Genomic DNA, 18,529 nt, shown 5'->3' with positions numbered 1-18,529 from the left:
CAGGCAGTATGCGCTTATTACCTCAATCACTTCTGATCCTCACCGGTTTAGCAATCACATTGCTGCCCGCCATCAGTCGTGCCGAAACGAAACCAACCAATGGCGTGCTGGTAGAAGCAGAGAGTTTTAACCAGCATGGCGGCTGGAAACTCGATACGCAATTCATTCACATCATGGGGTCCCCTTATCTGCTGGCTCACGGGTTAGGGCAGCCCGTTGCTGATGCAGAGACCACGGTGAAATTTCCGAAAACGGGAACCTATCGGGTTCTGGTCAGAACTAAAGACTGGGTCGCTCCCTGGAAAGCGCCTGGATCTCCCGGCCGATTCCAGTTGAAAATTGATGGACAGCCACTCAAAGAAACATTCGGTACGAAAGGCGCCAAATGGTTCTGGCACGATGGCGGTACCGTTGAGATTACGAAACCGGAAGTCAAACTCACCTTACATGATCTGACCGGTTTTGAGGGACGATGCGATGCAATTCTGTTTACACGAGATCTGAATTACCAGCCCCCCAATGATCTTTCTCCCATGGATCAGTGGCGTAAAAGCATGCTGGGGCTGCCTGCGGAACCTGAAGTGACAGAGCCTTACGATCTGGTTGTCGTCGGTGGGGGATACTCTGGCATGGGCGCTGCCATTTCAGCCGCTCGTATGGGATGTAAAGTCGCCTTGATTCAGAATCGTCCGGTTCTGGGAGGTAATGGAAGCTCTGAAGTGCGTGTCTGGGCACAGGGACTGGTGCGTCGTGGTAAATATCCGCATATCGGTGAAATCATCGCCGAATTCGCTGATTCCGCCGCCGCCTCTCCCGGAACCTATGAAGAGTATGGAGACAAGAAAAAAGAAGCCATCGTGCGGGCTGAGAAAAACATTGACCTCTTCCTGAACACGCATGCCTTCGCAGTCAAAAAAGAGGGAGACGCCATTCAGAGCGTCACTGCTTTCAATACCAAAACCAGTAAACGGACTGAGTTTCGCGGCAAACTGTTTGCTGACTGCACCGGTCATGCGGAAATCGGTTATCTCGCGGGCGCTGATTATTACACACACGAAAAAGGCCACATGGGAATGAGTAACATGTGGACCTGGAAAGAAGCAGAACAGCCTCAGTCCTTCCCTGACCTGGAATGGGCACTCAATCTGAATATGGACGATTTCCCCTACCCGAAACGCTTTCATGGCGAGTGGTTCTGGGAAAGTGGTTTTGACAAAGACCCCATTCAGGATCTGGAATCAATGCGGGACTGGAATTTCCGTGCAGTCTATGGCGCCTGGAATGCGATGAAGAATAAAGGGGGCAAAGACAAGCACGAGAATGCCGTGATGACCTGGATGGCCTATATTGGCGGTCCTCGTGAATCTCGTATGCTTCGGGGGGATGTTATTCTGCGTCGGAAAGATATCGTCGCAAAAGTTGATTTTCCCGATGGATGCGTTCCCAGCACCTGGTCTATCGATCTGCATTACCCCAAGAAGCAGTACATGCAGAAGTATCCAGAAGATCCTTTCATTTCACAAGCCGTCTTCGATCGCAGCGTCGATCGTAAGCGGGGCTATCCGATTCCGTACCGCTGCTTCTACTCACGGAACGTGCCTAACCTGTTCATGGCAGGACGCTGCATCAGCGTAACGCATGAAGCGCTGGGTACAGTACGCGTGATGAAGACCGGTGGAATGATGGGGGAAGTCGTCGGGAAAGCAGCTGCAGTCTGTGTTGAGAAAGACTGTCAACCGCGTGCTGTTTATACCGACCATTACAAAGACCTGGAAAAACTGATGGCCCGCAAGGGTATCGAACGGCGTGACACAGTCGACGGTAAGTTTTACACACCTGAAAACTCTCAGGAATTACCGCCGGTGATTGATCCCTACATCGATCCCGCAACGCTCCCCGGGATGGTCATCGACGATGAAAACGAAAACGTTCAGTTCGTTGGCAAGTGGACTAAAGGTGAAGGCCTCAAGGGTTATATCGGCAACCACTATGTTTATCATGGGAAGGGTAAAAAAGCGGAAATCCACTTCAAATTTGAGGTCGCTAAAACCGGAAAATACGAAGTCCGCCTCGCTTATGGTCACCATGAAAACCGGGCGACGAACACGCCTGTGACAGTTCGCTCAGCCGATGAAACCAAGACCGTGAAGATTAACCAGCGAATCAAGCCACCCCTGCCTCATGGTTTTATCTCTCTGGGTACCTTCGAATTTAAACAGGGGCAACCTGTCGAAGTCATCATGTCGAATACGGGTGTCGATGGTAATGTGCACGCAGATGCGATTCAGGTCCTTCCAGTAGACTGATTCACTCTTACTTTGCACAATCTGGCTACACAGAAGCCGCTTTACGCAACATCAACAGTGAAGTGAATCCCACCAGTGTCTGACTGGTGGGATTCTAAGAGAGAAGGATGACCGAGTTACCGTTAATCGCTCAGCCTGCGCCACACCCCCGGCCAGCCAGTCGTCTCAGATCTTTCTCGTTGAAACTCTATCGTCTTACGGTCCTGATTCTGATTGTCTGGCTGATTCGCGATTACTACATCCGGATTCGTGTTCAAGGTAAGGCTCCCGTAGAACTGCATGAAGTGAAAGCGATCCTGCCCCGGGCAGAATCGCTGAGTGTCGATCATTCAGACCGCATGGGGCTCTTTGTCCTGGATGAAAATAATCAAACTATCGGCTACGCCATCCGCACTTCACCTGTTTCTGATGAGATCATTGGTTATTGTGGTCCCTCCGATACCCTCGTTGTCTTTGAACAGAAAACGGGCAAAGTAGCAGGGCTGACGATTCGCTCGAGTGGCGATACGACCTCGCATGTCAATGATGTTCGCGCAAACCAGTACTTCATGGACCGCTGGAAAGAATATGCCTGGGACCAGATCGCGGGGCTCGATCTGGAACGAGGTGAAATTGAAGGGGTATCTGGAGCAACGATGACCAGCATGGGACTGGCATATGCCATCCGAAATCGCATCCGATACTCGAAGCAGCAGGAGCAGTCTGTCACTCCCTTTCGTTTTGCAGCGAAAGATGCATTTCTGATCTCATTTATTGCTGGGGCCTGCCTGCTGACGTTTACTCGGCTGAAGCGGTTTCACTGGCTGCGAAAAATTTTCAAAATTGCTGCGTTCATTTACCTGGGATTTGTCACAGGTGATCTGCTGGCGGAATCTCTATTCGCCGGCTGGGCCAGGTATTCCGTACCGTGGCGACAACTTTCTGGCCTGGTCTTACTGGCCGGAGCTGCGATCCTGGTCCCCTGGAGTTCCCGGCGGAATATTTACTGCCAGACTTTATGCCCGCATGGTACAGCCCAGGAATTCCTGGGTAAAATTATTCCTCATCAAAAGAAATTTAAAATCAGACCTGATGTAAAACGGGCCCTGCGCTGGATCCCTGGCTTGCTGCTTGGTCTGATCCTGGTCATTATCTTTCTCAAACTCCCGGTCGATCTGGCAGAACTGGAGGCCTTCGACGCTTATCTGTTGACCTCTGCGGGCATCGCTTCGATTGTGATTGCTGTTTGCGGACTGGTGGCGTCGATCTTTGTTCCACAGGCCTACTGCCATTATGGATGTCCCACGGGGACAATTTTTGAATTTGTCCGCTCACACGGCCGCGCCGATCATTTCGGAAAGAGTGATTTCGTAGCAGGCCTTTTTTTGATGCTGGCGTTGACTCTCAACCAGTATGCCGAACAGTTCCAGCAACTGTTACTGCAATAGACTCAGTCACTAATACTTTCCAGTGGCATCATCTTTAATCTGGTGTCGCAGAAGTGCTTTGCTCACGATATTGACCAGTTTTTGAGGCTTGTACGGCTTCTTGAGGAAATGCACGATATCGGAGCCTTCCATCTGGTCAGAGATGTCGTTTTCACTGAGACCACTCGTCAGGATGACGGGAATATTAATCTGGAGTTCCTGGAGTTGTCTGAGTGTTTCGACGCCACTCATTCCGGGCATGGTCATATCCAGTAAGACCACGCTGATGGAGTCACGATTGCGTCCATAAACCTCAATTCCCTGTGCGCCTGAGTTGGCAAGCAATACGGAAAACCCAAAGCGTTTGAGCACGTTTGTCACCACATTACAAACCGCTTTATCATCATCAATTACCAGGACATACCCCACATCAGCGGGTACCACTGGGTCGATAGAGCTGTCCGTGCTGACTTCCTCTTCCGCTTCAGTCGAAACGGGAAGAATTACTCTGAAACAGGAGCCGCTCTCGACTGCAGATTGAACAAACAGTCCACCATGGTGACCACGAATGATTCCGGATACCCCCGCCAGGCCGAGCCCTCTGCCGGTGAATTTAGTTGTGAAAAAGGGATCGAACATTTTCGACTGACAGTCCGCATCCATTCCGCTTCCATTATCCTCGATTTCGAAGAAGACGAATCGTCCGGCGGTTACATTCTCGCAGAAATAGTAGTCAGCAAAGTCATCCTGCCCCAGTTCTAGTAAGCCCGTCCGAACGTTGATTTTCCCGGCATCTTTCTGATTCTGAATGGCTTCGGAAGCATTGGTCAGCAGGTTTAAAACGACTTGTTCTATCTGACCGGTATCACCGTGAATCAGCAGAGAGTCTTTTGACAGGTTCAGATCGATATGAGCATTGGGAGAAATGATTGTTTTCAGAATCTCTACCGTTTCCCGAATGATCTGATTCAGGTTAAATGTTGTCGTTACAAATGTACGACGGCCAGAATAAGCCAACAGCCGTTCGCAGATTTTGGTTGCATGCCGGGCTGCAATTTCAATGTTCTTCACATTCTGGCTGATGGGAGAAGTCTCCTGCAATTCCATGAGCGCGAGATTGGTATTCCCGAGAATCGCCAGCAGCAGATTATTGAAATCATGTGCCACCCCTCCCGCAAGGACTCCCAGGCTTTCCAGTTTTTGTGCATGCAGCATCTGGGCATGCAACTGGTCTTTCTCCTCTTCCATCTGAATCCGGTCAGTGATATCACGAATCACCTGAATATATCCGGTGATTTGATTATCTGAGCGACGCAGGGGAGTGATGATTGTCTCCCCCTGGAATGAAGTGTCATCGGTTCTCAGGTATTCCAGAATAAAAGGCTTCAGCACATGTGAATTGGGATACGAGACCCGATTGAACTGAGCCTGGTAGTCGGCCTCTGACTTGACGAGTTCCCTGATCGGCCTTCCCAGCAGATCCGCCTCTTTGCACCGAAAATGCAGCTGAATTGATTCATTGCACATGACGATATTATGACTGCGATCAGTGACAATCATCACATCAGTCACTGAGTGAAAAATCGTCTGCAGCAGAATCCGCTGTCGATTTAACTGCTCGATCGTCTTCTTGCGGACGGTGACATCAATCGCCAGCCCGATACAGCCAATGATGTCCTCATGTGAGTTTCGTAATGGCTCGATATGGATATCCAGAATCGTGTTCTGCAACTTTTGTTCAAATCGAACGGACTCTCCTTTCAGAGTTCGCTCATGCATGGCTGTCATGTAATGGGACACTTCTTCCGATTCATGAAATTCATAAATCGGTTTTCCGACGGCTTCATCCGGCTGCAGCCCTAACTGAGTCAATCCTGCGCCGACAATTGAGGTATAGTGATTTTCTTTATCAGTGGTCCACAGAATCGCCGGAATCTGCTCCATGATAATCCGCAGACGTGCTTCATTCTGGAGACGAATCTGCTGGGAACGTTTCAAGTCATCGATATCAATATGGGTTCCAATGACCTGAACCGGCTTCTGATGCGGGCTGTAAGCTGCAATCTTTCCGCGGGTCAGGATCCATTTCCACTCCCCCGCTTTTGTCTTCATGCGGATTTCCGCTTCGTAGGAAGGGCTCTTTCCATCCAAGTAATCTTTCAGCGACCGAAGGGTTGGTGGCAGATCCTCCGGATGTACCAGGGATTGCCAGGCGGCAAAGCTGGCAGCAAATTCCCCTGGGGAGTAGCCCAGCATGGTAAACCATTTATCATCAAACCGCGCCTGCTTAGTGATCACATCATAATCCCAGAGGCCGATTTCCGAACCACGGGCCGCCATGGTGATTCGCAGCTCACTCTCTTTCAGTTTGCGTTCTGCATACTCACGACTCAGTTCTGCTGCCGCCCGATAGGTATAGCTTTTTATGGCAGGGACATCGCAGAGGTCTTCATAGATAGGCCGGTCTCCCAACATCACAAGATGCCCCTGTACTGCACCATGTTTGTCGACCATCGGCAGGCTGAAATAGGATTCGATTTCGTGTTCCTGCAGGAAAATATCTTTTGGATAGAGACGCGACACATTTTGCGAAACGCAGTAAGGTTCAGTACCAATCGCATCAGCACAGGGGGTTCCTTGTACCTCGTACTCAAAATCGGGAACCAGTTCCCCGTCGAAACAGGCCCCCACAGTCTGACACTTGCCTGTTCGCTGGTTTCCCGGTTCAAAATGAAATGTCTGATGTTTGACCAGCAGCACACATTTCAGTTTCAGAGCTTCTGCAAGTGTTGTCACGAGACGTTTGAAGAACTCGTCCCCGGTAACATCACTGGTTGCACTGGTCAGCAGGTGGTGTAATCGCTCGTTCTGACGTCTGGAGGTAATTTCATCGATCAACCAGAGACTGGATTCTTCTTGAGCAGGTAAAGTTACCTCACACAGACTCTGATTGCCGTCATGACAACTGGACCAGAACTCTACCTGAGCAGGGTGTACCGCAGAGTCAGGTAAAGAATTGGGCTTCAGTGTAAGTAACCGTGTAACGTTTTCCTCGAAGACTTCCGGATGATCTTCGGAACTCCCTAACAAAGCATTGGCACGTTCATTGAAATACAGACTGCCAGTCTGTAGTAAGACCGCGCCGGAAGGAATACTTTCGAGTATTGATCTAATACAGGTCGTTTCACTCTCGGCAGAGTATGCATCTTTTCGCGGTTCAAGCGTATTCTGAGTCGAATCGATACGGAATTGATTTAGTTTCACTTTGCCGGAACCGAACTTGAACTTCATCCATACTACTCCCGGGTATCCTACTGATGCTCAAACAGCCAGCCTGCATTATACAACTCGTTTGCTCTATATAACATAGGTATGCGTATGCTACAAAATCGGGATTCGGTCCGATATCCCAAAATATGATTAGCGATCGATTTGAATCATAAAAAACACCTGGTGCTCAAAGGTTCTGATTTGTAGCTGTCAGAGAGACCAGAGTTATAGAGACATCTCGATTTATATTAGAGCGAGTGGAGAATCCAGGGGGCTAAGACGCCTGTCTGGCAGAGATTCAGAAATAGCAGGCGATTGCAGTGTGAAACGGACTTCACACTGCTTGAAAGGAAGGACTAGAGCACCATCCCTGGCTGCTCTTCACTATAAGGTCGGTTTGGGAGCGACAAGCGGTGCGTTGTCGGCTTTCTGCTCTGGGACATAGGGATGCGTTTTCTGCCACTCTTTCCAGAATGGGGCGGCATGCGTATTTCGCCAGAGCGCCAGGGCGTTGCCCACATGGCTGTAGAAGGTGTATTTCTGCAGAATTTCCTCTTCTGAATGTGATGTGGTATTCTGAATGATCCACTTGGCGGCTTTCACAATCTGCTCATGAGGCGGATGCAGTTCTTTGGGGGCAATCGCCAGCCACTCCAAATGATGTCCGGTGGCAATCACGTTTTTATACTCAGGGATCTCTTCGGGATGTGTGAGAGCCGTTTTGCCTTCCATCCAGTTCGCGGGCCAGTGTCCATCCTCAAACTGGCAGACACTGATCAGATCACGCACTTTTTCCAGGTAAGCATAACCTTCCGCGCGAACAGAGTCCGAAAGAATATCATACTCGTCATCCAGGCGAATCAGTAACATCACAGAGTATACGCGATGTGTACCGACGCAGACGCCAAATCGCTTATCGCCGCGAATCAGTCGCTGGACAATCTGGTCAAATGAAATCGTGCGGCCATCACTTGTTTTCCACTGTTTTACCGGCGGAATCCAGAGACCAAAAGCCATCGCTGACCACTCTACTTCGGGTTCATCCAGATGAAAATCACGTAAAGACTGCTGAATGACATCGTTGACGGTCATATCACGTTGTGCTGGCGCAAACACGTGCTCGTCACGATGAATGCCCGCTTCGGTCAAGGATGCCAGCCAGTGATCGTGATGTACCGAACCGCCGATCTCTGTTCCCCAGCGAATCGAAATCCCCGCAGGTTGATCTACGAGCAGGGGATCTGCTTCGTCTCCCCAGGATGCCAGGAAACGGGCGTGATCGATCAGGAAGTCCCGCATTTCAACTCCAGAGACGATACTTGGATCTTCAAAAGTCGATTGAATACTCCAGGTGCGCAGGGCATGTTCCACATGGTTGGGTTTCATATGCTTGCGTGGAAATTTAGGGCGTACCTGCTTCAATACTGCCGCCAGCTCTTCGTCTGTCACCACTGTCGGATCGTTGTAGAAAGGTTTTACTCGAAGTGGCAGTTCGCGCTCAATTTTCACCTCCGGATAGAAGGTTTCCTGCAGAAACACCTCATCGAATGACTGACGTGACTCGCGTGATCCCAGAGAGTAAGCAGCACCAAAGGCGATGACAACCACAACCTGAACAGCAATCAGTGTTTTTGAGGACAACTTGCGTGACTTCATGATAGATCTCAAAATAGATGATTAAACTACGGAATAATTTCTTAAACGGATCGGTGATCAAAGGCTATTTAATAGGGTCTGCTCTTAATAAAACCACCGACCGACCATCTTTATACCCCACGCGCCAGACGCCTTCTTTAGTCAGAGTCTTCATCAGCGATTCCCGACGTGGCAGGTCCAGTACGATTGTGTTCACACCGTAACGATCCAGCAGTTCCTCTGTATCGCCTGCGCGATTACTGATTCGCAGGTAATGATTCCAGACTTCACGGGGCAGCAGATGCACGTGTGAATTGGCAAATATGTTTAGATTCTTGGGGCCCGCCCAGAGCAGATAGTCTCCCAGTTCCATGGAATTAAATATCTGTCCCTGAATCTGCTTTTCTTTCAAATATTCGACTGCCCCAATCGGGGTATATTCGGAGACACTCCGCTTGAAATCAACCAGTTTCCCATGCAGCATGAAAGAGCCCATGGGAGTGATGGCAAAACAGATCCAGACCATACCGATCGACACAATCGTCCATTTCCCTGCACAGAAGACTTTGCCCCCTGAGGGATCTGCGAGTCGTTTTAATTTCCATCTGCAGATGGCAGCGCCGTGAATCGCCAGATAATAAGCGGCTACGGGAGCCCACCAGATAATCATCCGGGAACTCCACATGGCGGAGACACCCAGTCCCACCAGGAGCAGCACTTCAGTTGTAGAAATACGCCGAGGTGTAAAGCGGCTGGCGATAACAAGAAGTAAAGCAATGATCGCCGCAGTCTTCCCCTGATACATCCGCAACGTCAGCGGATTCCACTCAATCAGGTCGGCCAGATTCGGATTCGATGAGAACGAAAAGACTTCACTGTATAACTGCAATCCATAAGGGTTGAGTAGTACCGCGACTGCAGACAGTTCCAGTAAAATCAGGTAGCGCCGAGTCATATTGTCGCCCAGCATTGCCTTCCAGTTCCGCGCTTTCCAACTGACATCGACAGCACGCCCGACCAGAAAACAGCCGATCAGTCCCAGACCGACGGGAAACGAGCCATGCAGATTTGCCCAGAATACAAACAGCAACGGGACCAGAACCCAGTTCGCCTTTTTCCAGGTTCGCGAGGTCATGCAGAAAAACAACGTCACAAAGCAGAGCAATCCGGCCAGTTGAGGGCGGACAATCCCGAGTTGTTTCCAGTCGCATAACAGAAATCCTGCTACACAGAGCATACTCCAGACAAAGCTTCCGGTTCGTTGCTGGACACGGTACAGCAGGAGCGTCATACAAGCCGTAATGGCGGCTGCGTACAGAAACTTAATTCCTGCGACTCCCGCAATGTCAAACATTTTAAAAGCAGTAATCTGGCTGAGCCAGGCGGTATCGATGAATGACATTCCCGAGGCCAGAGGCATAAAGGGTGCGAAATCGGGAATACTCCCCGTCTCCCAGATCAATCTGCCATAGGCCAGGTGTCCCCAGATATCGGTATGCCAGAGCGGCATCGAACTGAACAAGACAAAGGCCAGCGAAAGTACACAGACCGAGAAGAACGTGAACCGGGAAACGCGGACTGCTTCCGGAAAACGATCGACGAGGACGGCATCCTCTTCGAGTTCTTCAGGGGAATTCTCGTTGGTGGACTCGTTTTGATTTTTCAAAGCAGTGGCCATAATCAATTGATCGTGATACGAGGTTTCTATTTACATCATAAGTGGCACCGGTTCAGCAGACGAGGTCGTTCCGTTAATTGCCTGATTCATCTCAAACCAGTGCGGGAACGTCTTATCAGAACCTGTAGCGCAGCATGACAGGAATTATGTGTACTGATAGCCTAGTTCAAACAGTCCTGTCACGGAAAAACCAGTTTGGCGAATCGAGACCGTCGCGAAAAATCAACATGTGTTGCTGTCGATTCTGACGCTTAAAGGGGATAAAGCGATTCTGACGATTTCAGCACTGAATCAAAGGGTGACGCCTTCGACGGCACTCTGGGGAGAACCGGGATCCACTGGTGGCGCGGTCAAGTCCTGGGGCTTAAGTGTTCTGGTTTGCGGCTGCTGCTCTTTCAAGAACAGCAGCTCCTCCGGAGGACCTTTACCACCGCGCTCGGGAGAGAGATCGGTCTGCACCATTTCCACCTGTGCCAGTTGCAGACGATCTGACCAGGCCTCAGACTCATCGCCAAAGATCTCGTCCACCATGGCCCGAGCCTGCGCTTTCTGGTCTTCGGAATGGAACTGTTTCCAGATCAGCCTCGCCAGTTCAACACCTTTCTCATAGCTTCGATTCCGCTTGAGAGACTTGAGAATGGTCTCCCAGGAACCAAAGGGGACTGACTCGGTACGATACAGGCTCAGCGCGAGTTCTGCACCAATTTTTGGTTCGCCTGGTGACAGATCGACCCCTTGTTGTAAATAGGTAATCCGCTGCCCCAGGTCCTCGGTATGACGCGCCAGGTACCAGTAATACTTTCCATTCCAGTAAGGATGACAGACCAGCCAGGTCGCCGGGATTAAAGCCAGATGTAGCGCGACAAACGCAAACCGAAACAGGCTCTTCCAACGCGAGTGATTGATCACCACCACTCCCGCCAGAAGTCCATACAGGAACCCGGTCACATGGGCGGCGTTCGCGATATTCAGGATTCCCAGATAGGTCAGTACAAAGCAGAGCAAGAGCCAGCCCAGACCCCAGTGGATTTCTCGATCGGTAAACACTTCAGCAATGTGCTCGTCGGTCTTACGCAACAGAATCAGCATGCCAAACATCGCAAACGCGGCTCCCGACAACCCCACGGGATAGTGCTCCCAGTAGTACTCAGGTAGTAGGGAAACGAACGTTGCAACGATCAGAAACAGCGCATAAACCCAGTTACGCAACACTGGTTCAATCAGATGTCCCAGGAAACCAATCGCGAGGCAGTTCATCACCAGATGCAGCAAATCTCCATGATGAAAACCGCTGACCAGAATCCGCCACCATTCTCCCGCCCAGAGATCGAAGGGGCCCCCCGTTGGATAGTCCTTTTCTTCAATCAGCGGATGGTCGTGTACAAAGACCAGTGGCTGAACGGCTCCCAGTTTCCAGAGCGCATCATCAAAATCACTCTGACCAGCCGAATTGTGGTTGATGCGATAAACCTGAACGGCGATAAATAACCCGACTGCAATCGCGATAAAAGCCGCAGTGACAGGAAAGCGGGAACAGAAACTTCTGAGAGAATGCAACATTGACTCTTAATAAATAATCCGACAGGAACTTGGTTCACTTCTGCACAAGAATAGCTGATTTTCGCTGATTTGACACCCGAAAAGAAATCTCAGCCCGGGAACTTCATAAAAAAGATCGCTCTTCCCCCAATTCTCGATTTCCGCTACAAAATGTCACCTTAATCAAGAGTTTTTTGAACCTGAAAAATATGCATTACTCCGGCATAAATCGCATTCCCTGGTCCCTGCTCTGCTGCATCCTGATTCTGATGGGTTGTGGTCTGGCAGGAATTGCGCGCGGCGATGAACTGGCTGGACAGGGACATTATTTCCAGAAACAGTGTGTCTGGATCCTGATCTCACTTGCGGCACTGACCGGCACAATTCTGTTTCCCTACCGCAATCTGCGGAGCATCAGCTACCCCCTGTTTCTAATGACACTGATCCTGCTGGTTGCTGTCTTTTTTATTCCTGCCGTGAATGGTTCCCGACGCTGGATTCCGCTCGGCTTCTTTAAATTCCAACCTTCGGAACTGGCGAAGATCACGTACATCCTGGCCCTGGCTCATTATCTGATGTACCGCAAGAATTACCGACGGATCCCGGGTTTAATTGTCCCGTTCATACTGACCTGTGTCCCTGTGATTCTGATTCTACGTGAACCAGACCTGGGAACCTCCCTGCTGTTCTTCCCAATCCTGTTCGCCATGCTGTTTTCCGCAGGCGCCCGCCCACGGCACCTGATCACTATTGTGTTCCTGGGAATCTGCATGCTGCCACTCCTCTGGCTCCAGATGAATCCCGAGCAGAAATCTCGTATCGTGGCACTGTTCACGCAGCGTGATGGGGGCGAGATGCCGCGTGGCGACGGCTACCACCTCTATCAGTCAAAGCAGATGCTGGCACTAGGGGGCGTCTGGGGAAGCGAGATTGCCGGAATGCCCGTCGATGATCCTGCGGCCTACCACCTGCCTGCGGGTCGTACCGACTTCATTTTCTGCCTGGTTGGTGAACGGTTTGGCATCATGGGCTGCCTGTTTGCGCTGGCGGTCTTCAGCTTTCTCTTTATCCGGGGATTACAGATCGCGACAGCCACCCGCGAGCCCTTTGGTCGACTGGTCGCGGTGGGGATTGTCACGCTGTTTGCGTCGCAGACAATCATCAATACGGGAATGACCGTCGGCCTGATGCCCATCACCGGGATGACGCTTCCTCTGATGAGTTACGGCGGGACCAGTATGCTCAGCACCTGTCTTGCCTTGGGATTGCTGATCAATATCTGCATGCGACCCGGCTACGAAATTCACGCTGAACCATTCCGGTTCTAAGCCCCTCCCATTCCCCGAAGGTGCTCTCAATTCAGTATCCGCTGCCTTGAGATTTCAAAATAACGTATTTTGTCCAGCCGTACACATTTCCGGCCGTTTCAGGTCGGATACAATAGAGAATTAGCTCAACACGGAAGCCTGTTGAGAAATGCTTCCAGCGCCTGATAAAGTTGCAACCACAATGACCGAAGACCTAAAACTCAATTCTGCGCGATCCCGAATTGAAGCTGCCTTTGACCCGGAATTACTCTCCGCCGCCAGCCAGACATTAGCGGAACTGCTGACGACACATGCCCGTTTGCTGACCGAACCGGACACACCAGTGTTAAACTGGCAGGCTCCAGCAGAAAATCTGAAACAGGCCCTGGAGCAATTGTTACAGGCGCCGACTGAAGAGAGTGTCGACTCCGATATAACAAATCGGATTCAGACTTTCCGCCTGCTGGCTCAGACGATGCTGGATCGGGGGCACAATCTGCAAAACCCCCGCTATATTGGTCACCAGGTACCGGCTTCCGTCCCTCTGGCCGGCCTGTTTGATGCGATCACAGCTGTTACGAATCAGGTCATGGCGGTCTATGAAATGGGCCCCTGGGCTACCGCCGTCGAACTGGCCCTGATTGAATTGATTGGTACTGAGATTGGTTTCACACCTGGTGAATTTACCGGACTGGTAACCCATGGCGGCTCACTGGCCAACCTCACAGGCCTCCTGGCAGCCCGCAATCAGAGTTGCCCGGAAATCGGAACTCTGGGCCCTCAGGCACAACTGGATGCCGCTCCCGTCCTGCTTGTTTCCGCGGATGCCCATTACAGTGTAACCCGCTCAGCAAATATCCTGGGGATCGGAACAGAGCAGATTCTCAAGATACCCCTTGATGAACAACGTCGAATCCAGCCTCAGGCTCTGGAAGAATTGATTCTGCAATGCAGATCAGAACAGCGGACGATCATCGCTGTGGTAGCCTGTGCCTGTGCGACTCCCATTGGCGCTTTCGATCCGCTGGAACAGATCGCTGACCTGTGTGAAAAGTACAAGGTCTGGCTGCACGTCGATGCCGCCCATGGGGGCCCCACCTGTTTTTCAGAGCGTCACCGACACCTGACACGTGGTCTGCACCGGGCCGACAGTGTCGTATTTGACGCTCACAAAATGATGTTCATCCCTGCATTAAGCGCCTTTCTCTTTTTTAAGAACAAAGCGCACCGGTTCACTGCGTTTCAACAGCAGGCCCCTTATTTGTTCGATCCGTCTGCCCCTGAAATCGCCGATTACGATCTGGGTTTGCGAACGATTGAGTGCACCAAACGGGCCAACAGCTACGCACTCTGGGGGACCTGGGCCCTGTTTGGAAAACAGCTCTTTGCCGATCTGGTTGACGTCACTTTCGAGACCGCACGTACGTTTCACAACCTGCTCAAAGAGATGCCGGACTTCGAAGCGGTGCATGATCCGCAGTGTAATATTGTTGTCTTCAGGTATTTGCCTGACTGGCTGGCAGCCCTGCCTCTGGAACAGCAGAATATGATTCACTTCCGAGTGCGACGCCAGATCATCGAATCCGGGGAATTCTACATTGTTCATTCTGTACTGGATGGTCAGGCAGCGTTTCGAATTACAGTGATGAATCCCCTCACGAATGAATCGCACCTTAGGCAACTGCTGAATTCGATTCAAACAAAAGTCGAAAAGTTCAGGGACATCATTCCTGCTTCTACCCAGACCGATCATTGTGAACAGACTTGACAATTTGGGATCAGATCGAAAGAATCGTCGCTCGGAAAAGACAAGAACATTGTCACAGGTTATAATACAACCTGTTTTAAACGTTTCGATTGAAATTACCAGTTTGTGAATTCGAATTCCAAACGGAGAGATGAGACCATGAGCGGCCCCATTGTTCGTACCGGCACAACCCCCAAGTTCTGGGAAAACTATGATAAAATCTTTGGTGAACCCGACAAAAAGGGGACCAAAAAGAAAGCAGCAAAGAAAAAAGGAAGTGCCAAGAAAAAAGCAGCTTCCAAATCCGCTGCCAGCAGTAAGAAAGCCCCAGCGAAGAAATCTCCTGCCAAAAAAGTAACCGCGAAAAAAACTCCGGCTAAAAAAGCTGCGAAGAAAAAAGCAAAGAAGAAATAACACGGTCAGGCGACTTGCGCAGTCCCTGTACCGGTTAAACCCGATGGCTTAATAAGGTGCTCAAGTTCAGTGACCTCTGAATCCACAGCGACTAAAACATCACCTCCAGCCATCCTGCTCATCCTGTTGATTGCCGGTTCCTTCGCCGTCGATTCCTTTCTCCGGTTTCCGATCCCCGGCACTAATGAGCCGCATTACCTCTGCAAGGCGAAACATTACTGGAACCCCCAATGGTGCGAAGGAGATTTCTTTCTTGAATCTTCCAATGCACACCGATTTTTTTATCAGGTGGTTGGGTTCTTCACGCAGTGGCTCACACTGACACAGACAGTTGTCATTGCGCGACTGACAGGTTGTCTGCTGCTGGCGATCGGCTGGTTTCGGCTGCTGCGCGTATTGACCCCAGGAAACTGGTCTCCCCTGATCGCCGCTGCGCTCTATCTTGGCATCGCCGCCTTCGGCAACTTTTCAGGGGAATGGATTGTTGGCGGTATTGAATCCAAGGTATTCGCTTACGGTTTTCTGTTTTTAGCACTGGCCAATGCCTGTGAACAGCACTGGAATCGTGCCGGAGTTTACCTGGGGCTGACGATCTGCTGGCATCCCATAGTGGGAGTCTGGGGGCTGCTTTGTGCTCTCTTTGCGTTATTATGCTACGCGGTCGTACAGCGAAAGTCACTCAACCGCACCTCGCTGGGGCTGACCATCAGTCAGGCCATTCCGGCCATCGGCTGGCTGATTCTATGTTCTCTGCCGGGCTTGATCCCTGCATTGAGTCTGCTTCAGGGGGGGACTCCCCGGGAAGAATTTTCGGCGAACTTCATCCAGGTCTTTTACCGGCTCAAACACCACCTGGACCCCATGGACTTCAACACCTCCAGTTATCTGTTGTATGGGTCGCTGCTTGTGGTCTGGCTGATATTACGGCGCAAGGAAAGCTCAGACTTTCAGTTGCGTTTCTTCCAGTATTTTATCGCGGGGACTCTCGGTCTGGCCTGTATTGGACTTCTACTGGGAGCAGGACCACGCCCAGCGACTGATATGCCTTATTACGCTTTCCGAATGTCGCTATTGAAGTTCTATCCTTTTCGCCTGTTTGATTCACTACTGCCACTGGCGGTGACGGTTACGGTTATTAATGTGATCTACCAGCGTTGTTTCGCTCCCACTGAGAATGCTGCGGGAAGTCAACAGGGAAGTTCCCGACTTGCTGTCGTGACAGTCGGCCTGCTGAGCCTGGCTCTGTTGGGAGGAGTTTTCTATTCCGCATGGGCCAAATCCCCGGTACACAAGATGACGACGCAACAACGTTCAGACTGGCTGGATGCCTGTCGCTGGATCGAAGAGAACACCCCCGAATCAGCCCTGTTTCTGACGCCAATCCACCAGTCTGATTTTAAGTGGTACGCACAACGCCCCGAATATGTAACCTATAAAGACTGTCCCCAGGACGCGCCAGGCATCGTGGAATGGAATCGAAGGCTGAAATACCTTCGAAAATGGGGACAGGATTACTATAATGAAGGCTTTGACGATGAAGGCCTGCAGGTGCTGAAACGGGAGACCGGAATCACACATCTGCTCGTAAAACGCCTGGGGCCATTCAAAACCATCGAACCTGTTTATCAGAATCCAACCTATAAGATCTACCAACTTCCCTGAATCCTTCCACTTAATGGTTTCACTCATGCACACACAAGATCCCGCTGTCCTACGCCGCTCCTGGAAAATGACACTGTGCTCAACCGTCCTGTTGTTCGTCCTTTCTCCTGCGCTCAGCCCCAGCCTGAAACCATTTGACTCAACGCTGCAGGCCCAGCCACCGTCAGTCAAAACGGGAGACTGGCCTTATTTTCTTGGCCCCGAGGAAACAGGCATCTCGGCGGAAACCGGTTTGATCGACGATTTCCCCCGACAGGGACCTCCCCTGCTCTGGGAGAAAAAGATCGGAACGGGTTACAGTGCACCGTCGGTTCTGGGAAATCGACTCGTGATTCATCATCGGCCAGACGATGATGGGCCCGGCAAAGAAGTCATCGAATGCGTGGAAGCCGATTCAGGAAAGCCGCTCTGGAAGTATGAGTATCCCTCTGACTTCCGTGATCCATATGGTTACAACAACGGCCCCCGCTGCTCTCCTCTATTGACATCGAAGTACTGCTACACATTTGGGGCACAAGGCAAACTGTATTGCCTGACGCTCGATAAGGGCAAAGAAGTCTGGCATCGTGATTGTCTGAAAGATTTCGACGTGCCTCCCGGCTTCTTCGGCGTTGGTGCCACCCCCATTCTGGAAGGTGACAAACTGATTGTAATGGTTGGTGGCAAACCGAATTCCGGAATGGTCGCCTTCGATCCTGAAACGGGAAAAACACTCTGGCAGAACGTCGGTAAGGATGTGTGGGATGGAACTTCCACCGGCTGGGAACGACTTCCCGTATATAAGTGGCGGGGAAATGAAAAGCTTTCCAGCTACTCCTCACCAATTGCAGCAACGATTCACGGTAAGCGACACCTGCTGTGCCTGATGCGTCAGGGACTGGTCTCACTCAACCCTGACGATGGTTCCGTCAATTTCAAATACTGGTTCCGTTCGCTGCTGCGAGACTCTGTGAATGCTGCCCGGCCCGTGGTCGTTGGCGACAAGATCTTTCTCTCAGCAGCCTACCAGGTTGGTTCGGCGCTGCTCGAAGTGAATCCGAATGGGAAGAGCTACAAAGAACTGTGGCGTGATCCCACCAACATGATGACGCACTGGTCGACCAGTATTTTTCATGACGGATATTTCTATGGCTTCAGCGGTCGCCACGAACGCGGGGCGACCATGCGGTGTGTGAAGCTCTCTGACGGAAAAGTCATGTGGGAAACCGATGGGACCTCACCAGTGGCAGATAAGGTCAAACAGAATCAGATCACCGGAAAATTTCAATGGATCGACTCCGGTAAGCCGGCCCCCTGGCCTTCTTACGGACGCGGCTCTGCAATCCTGGCGGATAACAAATTCATCGTGCTGGGAGAACGCGGCACACTGGCCATCGTAAAGGTAGACCCGGAAAAATTCAGTGAAGTCTGCCGGACCTCGTTCCCGCAGATCACATACCCAGCGTGGGCCGCACCGGTACTGGCTCACAAGAAACTTTACCTCAGAAGTGAATCACACCTGATCTGTCTGGACTTTGCGAAAAAGTAAAATAGCCCTCACAGACAACAACACAGGTAATCAAGAG

At 51.0% G+C, this 18,529-nt stretch carries 11 protein-coding genes; 7 read left to right on the top strand and 4 right to left on the bottom strand.

Features of this window, described 5'->3' with window-relative positions:
- The first annotated feature begins 8 nt into the window (after positions 1-8).
- Positions 9-2,306 carry an FAD-dependent oxidoreductase gene (locus FYZ48_RS24715; protein ID WP_149345209.1) on the top strand — a complete coding sequence of 766 codons (2,298 nt, stop codon included), beginning with the start codon at positions 9-11 and terminating at the stop codon, positions 2,304-2,306.
- Positions 2,307-2,413: 107 nt separating this feature from the next.
- A complete protein-coding gene (locus tag FYZ48_RS24710) occupies positions 2,414-3,733 on the top strand; it encodes an FMN-binding protein (RefSeq protein ID WP_149345208.1) in 1,320 nt (439 codons plus the stop codon).
- 9 nt (positions 3,734-3,742) lie between these two features.
- On the opposite strand, the gene FYZ48_RS24705 is transcribed toward FYZ48_RS24710, so the two are convergent.
- The 4 genes from FYZ48_RS24705 to FYZ48_RS24690 all read right to left on the bottom strand — a co-directional run bounded on the left by FYZ48_RS24705 (position 3,743) and on the right by FYZ48_RS24690 (position 11,855).
- Positions 3,743-7,003, bottom strand: coding sequence for a PAS domain-containing hybrid sensor histidine kinase/response regulator (locus tag FYZ48_RS24705; protein WP_149345207.1), 3,261 nt, complete (start codon positions 7,001-7,003; stop codon positions 3,743-3,745).
- A gap of 363 nt (positions 7,004-7,366) precedes the next feature.
- Positions 7,367-8,638: a hypothetical protein gene (locus FYZ48_RS24700; protein ID WP_149345206.1), complete on the bottom strand. Its 1,272-nt coding sequence runs from the start codon at positions 8,636-8,638 to the stop codon at positions 7,367-7,369.
- Positions 8,639-8,702: 64 nt separating this feature from the next.
- Positions 8,703-10,295 (bottom strand): hypothetical protein, encoded by a 1,593-nt coding sequence (locus FYZ48_RS24695; protein ID WP_149345205.1) that lies wholly within the window; start codon positions 10,293-10,295, stop codon positions 8,703-8,705.
- A 291-nt stretch (positions 10,296-10,586) separates the two neighbouring features.
- On the bottom strand, positions 10,587-11,855 hold the full coding sequence (locus FYZ48_RS24690) for a rhomboid family intramembrane serine protease (RefSeq protein ID WP_149345204.1): 1,269 nt from the start codon (positions 11,853-11,855) through the stop codon (positions 10,587-10,589).
- 173 nt (positions 11,856-12,028) lie between these two features.
- Between FYZ48_RS24690 and FYZ48_RS24685 the strand changes: the two genes are divergently transcribed.
- The 5 genes from FYZ48_RS24685 (at position 12,029) to FYZ48_RS24665 (ending at position 18,492) form a co-directional block, all read left to right on the top strand.
- Positions 12,029-13,162 (top strand): FtsW/RodA/SpoVE family cell cycle protein, encoded by a 1,134-nt coding sequence (locus FYZ48_RS24685; protein WP_242022763.1) that lies wholly within the window; start codon positions 12,029-12,031, stop codon positions 13,160-13,162.
- Between the two features lie 181 nt (positions 13,163-13,343).
- Positions 13,344-14,909: a pyridoxal phosphate-dependent decarboxylase family protein gene (locus tag FYZ48_RS24680; RefSeq protein ID WP_187782198.1), complete on the top strand. Its 1,566-nt coding sequence runs from the start codon at positions 13,344-13,346 to the stop codon at positions 14,907-14,909.
- A 138-nt stretch (positions 14,910-15,047) separates the two neighbouring features.
- On the top strand, positions 15,048-15,302 hold the full coding sequence (locus FYZ48_RS24675; protein WP_149345202.1) for an RNA polymerase subunit sigma: 255 nt from the start codon (positions 15,048-15,050) through the stop codon (positions 15,300-15,302).
- 69 nt (positions 15,303-15,371) lie between these two features.
- Positions 15,372-16,964: a DUF6798 domain-containing protein gene (locus FYZ48_RS24670; protein ID WP_149345201.1), complete on the top strand. Its 1,593-nt coding sequence runs from the start codon at positions 15,372-15,374 to the stop codon at positions 16,962-16,964.
- A 25-nt stretch (positions 16,965-16,989) separates the two neighbouring features.
- Positions 16,990-18,492 carry an outer membrane protein assembly factor BamB family protein gene (locus FYZ48_RS24665; RefSeq protein WP_242022762.1) on the top strand — a complete coding sequence of 501 codons (1,503 nt, stop codon included), beginning with the start codon at positions 16,990-16,992 and terminating at the stop codon, positions 18,490-18,492.
- Positions 18,493-18,529 lie beyond the last annotated feature (37 nt).

Origin of the sequence: Gimesia chilikensis, assembly GCF_008329715.1 — a bacterium.
Classification (GTDB): domain Bacteria; phylum Planctomycetota; class Planctomycetia; order Planctomycetales; family Planctomycetaceae; genus Gimesia; species Gimesia chilikensis.
This window is presented reverse-complemented; position numbering and strand designations above follow the sequence as displayed.

What these genes read in the sequence shown, in the direction of transcription:
- FYZ48_RS24715 (WP_149345209.1), top strand. Translation starts at nt 9, where the DNA reads ATGCGCTTATTACCTCAATCACTTCTGATCCTCACCGGTTTAGCAATC.
- FYZ48_RS24710 (WP_149345208.1), top strand. Translation starts at nt 2,414, where the DNA reads ATGACCGAGTTACCGTTAATCGCTCAGCCTGCGCCACACCCCCGGCCA.
- FYZ48_RS24705 (WP_149345207.1), bottom strand. Translation starts at nt 7,003, where the DNA reads ATGAAGTTCAAGTTCGGTTCCGGCAAAGTGAAACTAAATCAATTCCGT.
- FYZ48_RS24700 (WP_149345206.1), bottom strand. Translation starts at nt 8,638, where the DNA reads ATGAAGTCACGCAAGTTGTCCTCAAAAACACTGATTGCTGTTCAGGTT.
- FYZ48_RS24695 (WP_149345205.1), bottom strand. Translation starts at nt 10,295, where the DNA reads ATGGCCACTGCTTTGAAAAATCAAAACGAGTCCACCAACGAGAATTCC.
- FYZ48_RS24690 (WP_149345204.1), bottom strand. Translation starts at nt 11,855, where the DNA reads ATGTTGCATTCTCTCAGAAGTTTCTGTTCCCGCTTTCCTGTCACTGCG.
- FYZ48_RS24680 (WP_187782198.1), top strand. Translation starts at nt 13,344, where the DNA reads ATGACCGAAGACCTAAAACTCAATTCTGCGCGATCCCGAATTGAAGCT.
- FYZ48_RS24675 (WP_149345202.1), top strand. Translation starts at nt 15,048, where the DNA reads ATGAGCGGCCCCATTGTTCGTACCGGCACAACCCCCAAGTTCTGGGAA.
- FYZ48_RS24665 (WP_242022762.1), top strand. Translation starts at nt 16,990, where the DNA reads ATGCACACACAAGATCCCGCTGTCCTACGCCGCTCCTGGAAAATGACA.